Genomic DNA, 7,307 nt, shown 5'->3' with positions numbered 1-7,307 from the left:
GAGCGCGGCAGCACAGCCCACGGGCCGAACCGGCCTGGTCCGCGCTCCCGTCTGCGGCTCCGGTAGTGCTTCATGCGCCCGCGGGCCGCCAGGACGCGCCGTGACGCGGCCCGGAGCGCTGCTCGTCGGGGGCGTCTACGTCGCCGCCGCCCTGCTGACCGGCGGCGGGCTCGCCTGGACGCTGTGGCACGGGGTCGACCAGCCGGGCATCGCCCTCGCCTTCGGCGGGTTCGTCTTCGTGGGGGAGATCGCCCGGTGGGGAGCGCTGCCCGCGGCCGGCTCGCCCGCCGCGCTCGACGAGCCGTGGGGGAGGGAGCCCGCGCCGCTGGGGGCCGCGGGGGCGCTGGCCTACGCGCTGCTGGGCGACTGCGCCGGACAGGGGACCACGCACGGGGTCCCGCAGGTCGTGGCCGTCGTCGTGGCCGCCGCGCTGGCCGGGGCCGTGCCGCACGTCGCCCGGGGGAGCGGGCCCGCGCTCGACCATGTGGCCCGGCGGGTGCTCACGGTCGGCTTCGCCGCCGTGTGCTTCCAACCGCTGTTCAACTCCGGCGAGTTGGACCGCCTCATCGGCCACGGCGCGTCCTACGCCCTCTTCCTCCTCGTCATCCTCTGCCTCACCGCCCTGTGCGACGCCGTCCTCGCCGCCGCCATGCTCCGCGCCCGCACCCTCCCCCGCGGCGCCGAGCGCACGGGCGCCGCCCCCGTCCCGTACGGCCCCCTGCTGCGCGACGAGCTCCGCGCCATCGTCGGCATCGGCTCCGCGGTCTGCGCCACGGGGGCCGTGATGGCCCTCGCGGTCGCCGTCGCCGGTCTGTGGGCGCTGCCCGTCTTCTGCGTGCCGCTGCTCCTCACCCAGCTCTCCTTCCGGCGCTACGTCGCCGTCCGCACCACCTACCGCCAGACCATCGCCTCCCTCGCCCGCGCCACCGAGATCGCCGGCTACACCCCGCCCGGCCACGCCCGCCGGGTCGCCGCGCTCTCCACCGCCGTAGGGCGCGAGCTGGGCCTGTCAGGGCCGGATCTGACCGTGCTGGAGTACGCGGCCCTCATGCACGACATCGGACAGCTCTCGCTCGTCGACCCCGTCCCCGACGGCGCCACCGCCCGTCTCCCCGCCTGCGAGCAGCGCCGGATCGCGCTGCTGGGCGGCGCGGTCGTACGGCAGACCGGCGTCCCCGCGGCCGTCGCGGCCGTCGTCGAGCAGCAGGCCGACCCGTACCGCGAGCAGCCGCTGCCCGCCCGGATCGTCCGGGTCGTCAACGCATACGACGATCTGTCCGGCGCCCGCGCCGGCGGGGCGCTGGCCGCCCTGGAGGAGCTGCGGCTGGGCACCGGGCGGGACTATCAGAGCGAGGTCGTCGAATCCCTTGCCAGAGTCCTCGCCCGGGGCGGTCTGGCGCCCGTCCCACCTGGGTAACCCATGGGTAATGAGCGAGCCTGCGACCGGGCATGGTTGGATGCGAAGAAGAGGGTGTCCGGGGGCAGTGACCCGAGCGACCGGCAGGCGGGAATCGTGAGGATCTTCGGGAAGGTACGGCATCGGCCCTCCGCCTCGTGGCGGCAGGCCACCGACCGCGCGTTCACGCTGATCGGCGACGGCCGGTACGAGGACGCGGGCGCGTTGCTGACGCGAGCGGCGGATCTTGAGCCCTGGCTCAGCGAGTCCTGGTTCAACCTGGCGCTGCTGCACAAGTTCCGGCACGACTGGGAGCAGGCGCGCGCGGCCGGCCTGCGCGCCGTCGCGCTGCTGGACAAGGAGACGGGCGCCCCCGACTGGTGGAACGTCGGGATCGCCGCCACCGCACTGCAGGACTGGCCGCTGGCCCGCCGGTCCTGGCAGGCGTACGGCCTGAAGGTCCCCGGCGCCGCCGCCGCGAACGGCGAGCCCGTCGGCATGGACCTGGGCAGCGCGGCCGTCCGCCTCTCGCCCGAGGGCGAGGCCGAGGTGGTGTGGGGCCGCAGGCTCGATCCGGCGCGGATAGAGGTGCTCTCCATCCCGCTGCCGTCCTCCGGGCGGCGCTGGGGCGAGGTCGTGCTGCACGACGGCGTGCCGCACGGCGAGCGGACCACCAGCGCGGGCCCGTCGTACCCCGTCTTCGACGAGATCGAGCTCTGGGCCCCGTCGCCGGTGCCCACCTGGGTGGTGCTGCTCGAGGCGGCGACCGAGGCCGACCGGGACGCGCTGGAGCGGCTGGCCGCCGACGCCGGGTTCGCCGCCGAGGACTGGTCGTCGTCGGTGCGGCTGCTGTGCCGGGCCTGCTCCGAGAGCCGGATGCCGAGCGCCGAGGGGGAGGGCGAGCACCTGGACCCCCACGACCACAGCGAACCCGGCCACCCCGGGCCGCTGGGCCACCGCACGGCGGGCGATCTGTGGTCGCCGGAGCGGGAGTGCGGGATCGCCGCTCCCGCCGGGCTGGTGCGGGGCCTGCTGGACGGCTGGGTCGCCGACAGCCCGGACACCCGTGAGTGGCGCGATCTCGAGGAAGTCTGCTGAGCGCTGGCCGTAGGCTGTACGGACACGTAAGTGGCCAGGCCCCCCGGAGCTCCGGGGGGACCCCAGTACCGAGAAGGGCGTACGGCTGACATGGCGTCGCAGCAGGAGACGGACCAGCAGGTCAACGATGGGTTCGTCGTAGACACAGAGGACTGCGAGGAGCGTGAGCTGGCGTACCGCGAGCGCGGCACGTCGCGCCCGATCACGGTCGTCGGCAACCCGGTGCTCCACAAGGAGTGCAAGGACGTCACCGAGTTCGACGACAAGCTCGCCGCTCTCATCGACGACATGTTCGCCAGCCAGCGGACGGCGGAGGGCGTGGGCCTGGCCGCCAACCAGATCGGCGTGGACCTGAAGGTCTTCGTGTACGACTGCCCGGACGACGAGGGCGCGCGGCACGTGGGCGTCGTCTGCAACCCGGTGCTGGAGGAGCTGCCGGCCGAACGCCGCGCGCTCGAGGAGGCCAACGAGGGCTGCCTGTCGGTCCCGACGGCGTACGCCGAGCTCGCGCGCCCGGACTACGCGGTGGTGCGCGGGCAGGACGCCCAGGGCAAGCCGATCAAGGTCCGCGGCACCGGGTACTTCGCGCGCTGCCTGCAGCACGAGACGGACCACCTGTACGGCTACCTGTACATCGACCGGCTCTCCAAGCGGGACCGCAAGGACGCCCTGCGGCAGATGGAAGAGGGCACGCCCCGCTACCCGGTCGTCGCCAACGCCTGACCGCTCTAGCTGCTCGGAAGGCCCCGTTCCGGTGACCGGTGCGGGGCCTTCGGCTTGCCGCCGGCGGACGGACGCACGAATGCCGAACGGCCGGGCCGGCGCCCCCCCCGCGCGCCTGCCCGGCCGTTCAGCCCCCCGTCCTCGGAACGGCTAGAACTCGTCGTCGAAGCCGACCGAGCCCTCGACCGCCACCTGGTAGGCGGACGGACGGCGCTCGAAGAAGTTGGTCAGCTCCTGGACGCCCTGGAGCTCCATGAAGGAGAACGGATTCGACGAGCCGTACACCGGAGCGAAGCCCAGCCGGGTCAGACGCTGGTCGGCGACGCACTCGAGGTACTCGCGCATCGACTCGGTGTTCATGCCCGGCAGACCGTCGCCGCACAGGTCGCGGCCGAACTGCAGCTCCGCCTCCACGGCCTCCTTCAGCATGTCGGTGACCTGCTGCTGGAGGGCGTCGTCGAAGAGCTCCGGCTCCTCCTTGCGGACCGTGTCCACGACCTCGAACGCGAAGTTCATGTGCATGGTCTCGTCCCGGAACACCCAGTTGGTGCCGGTGGCCAGGCCGTGCAGCAGGCCGCGGGAGCGGAACCAGTACACGTACGCGAAGGCGCCGTAGAAGAACAGGCCCTCGATGCAGGCCGCGAAGCAGATCAGGTTGAGCAGGAAGCGACGGCGGTCGGCCTGCGTCTCCAGCCGGTCCAGCTTCTCGACCTCGTTGATCCACTTGAAGCAGAACTGCGCCTTCTCGCGGATGGAGGGGATCTCCTCGACCGCGTCGAACGCGGCCGCGCGGTCCTCCGGGTCGGGAAGGTAGGTGTCCAGCAGCGTCAGATAGAACTGGACGTGCACGGCCTCCTCGAAGAGCTGACGGCTCAAGTAGAGCCGCGCCTCGGGGGAGTTGATGTGCTTGTAGAGCGTCAGCACCAGGTTGTTCGAGACGATCGAGTCGCCGGTCGCGAAGAACGCGACCAGACGGCCGATCATGTGCTGCTCGGCCGGGGTGAGCTTGGCGAGGTCGGCGACGTCGGAGTGGAGGTCGACCTCCTCCACGGTCCAGGTGTTCTTGATCGCGTCGCGGTAGCGCTCGTAGAAGTCCGGGTAGCGCATCGGCCGCAGGGTCAGCTCGAAGCCCGGATCGAGCAGGTTCTTCTCGGCGTCGGTGGTGCTCATTACTGGCAGGCCTCGCAGGACTCGGGGTTCTCAAGGGAGCAGGCGACGGCGTCCGCGTCGGGCGCGGCCTGCTGCAGGGGGATGGGGGCGGGGACGGCGGCCGAGGGGCCGCCGGCCGCGCGGGCGATCCGCGTCGCGGGGCGGGAGCGCAGGTAGTACGTCGTCTTCAGGCCCTGCTTCCAGGCGTACGCGTACATCGACGACAGCTTGCCGATGGTCGGCGTCTCCAGGAACAGGTTCAGCGACTGCGACTGGTCCAGGAACGGCGTGCGGGCCGCCGCCATGTCGATCAGGCCGCGCTGCGGGATCTCCCACGCCGTGCGGTACAGCGCCCGCACGTCCTCGGGGATCCAGCTGAAGCCCTGTACCGAGCCGCTGGACTCGCGCAGCGCCTCGCGGGACTGCGCGTCCCACACGCCCAGGTTCTTCAGCTCCTCCACCAGGTAGCCGTTGACCTGGAGGAACTCGCCGCTGAGCGTCTCGCGCTTGAAGAGGTTGGAGACCTGCGGCTCGATGCACTCGTACACGCCGGCGATCGAGGCGATGGTCGCGGTCGGCGCGATGGCCAGAAGCAGCGAGTTGCGCATGCCGACCTCGGCGACGCGGGCGCGCAGCGCCTCCCAGCGAGCCGGCCAGTTCAGCTCGACGGCGGCGCCATAGTGGTCTGGGTGCAGGACGCCCCGGGCCGCGCGCGTCTCGGACCAGGCCGGCAGCGGACCGTTGCGCTCGGCGAGGTCGCAGGACGCCTCGTACGAGGCGAGCATGATCCGCTCGGCGATCTTGGTGGAGAGCGCCCTCGCCTCGGGCGAGTCGAAGGGCAGCCGGAGCTTGAAGAAGACGTCCTGGAGGCCCATCGCGCCCAGGCCCACCGGCCGCCAGCGGGAGTTGGAGCGCCCGGCCTGCTCGGTCGGGTAGAAGTTGATGTCCACGACCCGGTCGAGGAACGTGACGGCCGTGCGGACGGTCTCGTCGAGACGCTCCCAGTCCAGCTCGCCGCCCTCGGTCACGAACGACCCGAGGTTGACCGAGCCGAGGTTGCACACGGCGGTCTCGCCGTCGTCGGTGACCTCGAGGATCTCGGTGCACAGGTTCGAGGAGTGGACGACCTTGCCGGGCTCGGCGGTCTGGTTGGCGGTGCGGTTGGAGGCGTCTTTGAAGGTCATCCAGCCGTTGCCGGTCTGCGCGAGGGTGCGCATCATCCGGCCGTACAGGTCGCGCGCCGGGATGGTCTTGCGCGCCAGGCCCTCGGCCTCGGCCTTGCGGTACGCGGCGTCGAACTCGTCGCCCCACAGGTCGACGAGGTGCGGCGCGTCGGCCGGGGAGAACAGCGACCAGTCGGCGTCGGCCTCGACGCGGCGCATGAACTCGTCGGGGATCCAGTGTGCGAGGTTCAGGTTGTGCGTACGGCGGGCGTCCTCGCCGGTGTTGTCGCGCAGCTCGAGGAACTCCTCGATGTCCGCGTGCCAGGTCTCCAGGTAGATCGCGGCGGCGCCCTTGCGCCGGCCGCCCTGGTTCACCGCGGCGACCGAGGCGTCGAGGGTCTTCAGGAACGGCACGATGCCGTTGGAGTGGCCGTTGGTGCCGCGGATGAGGGAGCCGCGGGCGCGGATGCGCGAGTACGAGAGTCCGATGCCGCCGGCGTGCTTGGACAGGCGCGCGACCTGGTGGTACCGGTCGTAGATGGAGTCGAGCTCGTCCAGCGGGGAGTCCAGCAGGTAGCAGGACGACATCTGGGGGTGGCGGGTGCCGGAGTTGAAGAGCGTGGGCGAGGAGGGGAGGTAGTCGAGCCGGCTCATCAGCCCGTACAGCGCGGCGACCTCGTCCAGCGCGCGCACCGACTCGTCCTCGGCGAGCCCGCAGGCCACGCGCAGCATGAAGTGCTGTGGGGTCTCGATGACCTGACGGGTCAGCGGGTGGCGCAGGAGGTAGCGGCTGTAGAGGGTGCGCAGCCCGAAGTAGCCGAAGCGGTCGTCGGCCTGCGGGTCGAGGAGGGCGTCCAGGCGGTCGGCGTGCAGCTCGACGAACGCGGCGGTGCGGTCGGCGATCAGGCCCTCGCGGTAGCCGACGGCGACGGACGCGGAGAAGGCCACCGCGCCCTGTCCCGCGGCCTCGTCGGCGATGTGACGGGTCAGCAGGCGGGCGGCGAGCCGGGAGTAGGCAGGGTCCTCGGAGATCAGCCCCGCGGCCGCGTCGGTGGCCAGGCTCCGCAGCTCGGCCGCGTCCGACTGGGCGTTGCGACCGCGCAGCGCGGCGGCGGCGACCCGGCCGGGGTCGGTGTCGGGCAGGTCGGCCGTCAGGTCGGTCAGGGTCCGCAGAAGCGCGGTCCCAGGCCCGTCGGCTGCCTGCTCGGCGATGCCTGAAGCCGGATCGGCTGGCGCGATGGTCACGTGGTGCTCTCCCTCGCTCGGCTCTGGGCCGCGGGGGAGGGGAGGCCGTTTGGAGGGTGTGCGCACCCGGCTCAGGGGAGCACACCGAACGGCGTCCACCGGCCCAACCGCGAGGCCCGGACGTCTCGGCACCCGGATCGGTCGAGCCGGATGCACCGTCGGCAGGTCTTCGGACTGGCGCGGATACGACAAAGCGCACCACAGCACACCGTTGCGGGACAGTTCCGGATTCGCACCGGATTCCCCTGCGGCGACAGCGAGCACGAGCATACATGTGGGGGCGGGTTGATGAGGCACCCCCCACATGTTGTGTCGGCCTCGGGGCTTTGGCCCTAGCCGTCCTCGCCTAGGGGGCGTGGGAGTTCGGCTTGCGAGGCGGCCGAGGAGGCCGTCTGGAGGCCGCGAGAAGGCCGTCTGGAAGCCTTGGGAAGGCCGTCTGGAGGCCGTGGGGAGGCGCCTTGGGGGCCGCCTGCGGCTGCCGCGGGCTCCGGGATCGGCGCCGGCCATGGAGAAGGGCGGGGAGGGGGACTCGC

At 72.3% G+C, this 7,307-nt stretch carries 5 protein-coding genes and 1 riboswitch; of the genes, 3 read left to right on the top strand and 2 right to left on the bottom strand.

Features of this window, described 5'->3' with window-relative positions:
- Positions 1 to 118: 118 nt before the first annotated feature.
- From AB0M39_RS26450 to def, 3 genes are all read left to right on the top strand, one after another.
- Entirely contained in the window at positions 119 to 1,417 is a 1,299-nt protein-coding gene (locus AB0M39_RS26450; RefSeq protein WP_365368388.1) for an HD domain-containing protein, read from the top strand.
- A 96-nt stretch (positions 1,418 to 1,513) separates the two neighbouring features.
- Positions 1,514 to 2,494, top strand: a complete 981-nt coding sequence (locus AB0M39_RS26445) for a hypothetical protein (RefSeq protein ID WP_365368383.1) — start codon at positions 1,514 to 1,516, stop codon at positions 2,492 to 2,494.
- A 90-nt stretch (positions 2,495 to 2,584) separates the two neighbouring features.
- Positions 2,585 to 3,217 carry a peptide deformylase gene (def, locus tag AB0M39_RS26440; protein WP_365368382.1) on the top strand — a complete coding sequence of 211 codons (633 nt, stop codon included), beginning with the start codon at positions 2,585 to 2,587 and terminating at the stop codon, positions 3,215 to 3,217.
- A 150-nt stretch (positions 3,218 to 3,367) separates the two neighbouring features.
- Here def and AB0M39_RS26435 read toward each other — a convergent pair whose 3' ends face one another.
- Together AB0M39_RS26435 and AB0M39_RS26430 are read right to left on the bottom strand one after the other, a co-directional pair.
- Positions 3,368 to 4,387, bottom strand: a complete 1,020-nt coding sequence (locus AB0M39_RS26435) for a ribonucleotide-diphosphate reductase subunit beta (RefSeq protein WP_365368381.1) — start codon at positions 4,385 to 4,387, stop codon at positions 3,368 to 3,370.
- Entirely contained in the window at positions 4,387 to 6,774 is a 2,388-nt protein-coding gene (locus AB0M39_RS26430; RefSeq protein ID WP_365368380.1) for a ribonucleoside-diphosphate reductase subunit alpha, read from the bottom strand. Before AB0M39_RS26430 ends, AB0M39_RS26435 begins: the two co-directional genes overlap by 1 nt.
- Before the next feature lie 142 nt (positions 6,775 to 6,916).
- A riboswitch (cobalamin riboswitch) is annotated at positions 6,917 to 7,061 on the bottom strand.
- Positions 7,062 to 7,307 lie beyond the last annotated feature (246 nt).

The organism is Streptomyces sp. NPDC051907, from assembly GCF_040681075.1.
Lineage (GTDB): Bacteria > Actinomycetota > Actinomycetes > Streptomycetales > Streptomycetaceae > Streptomyces.
This window is presented reverse-complemented; position numbering and strand designations above follow the sequence as displayed.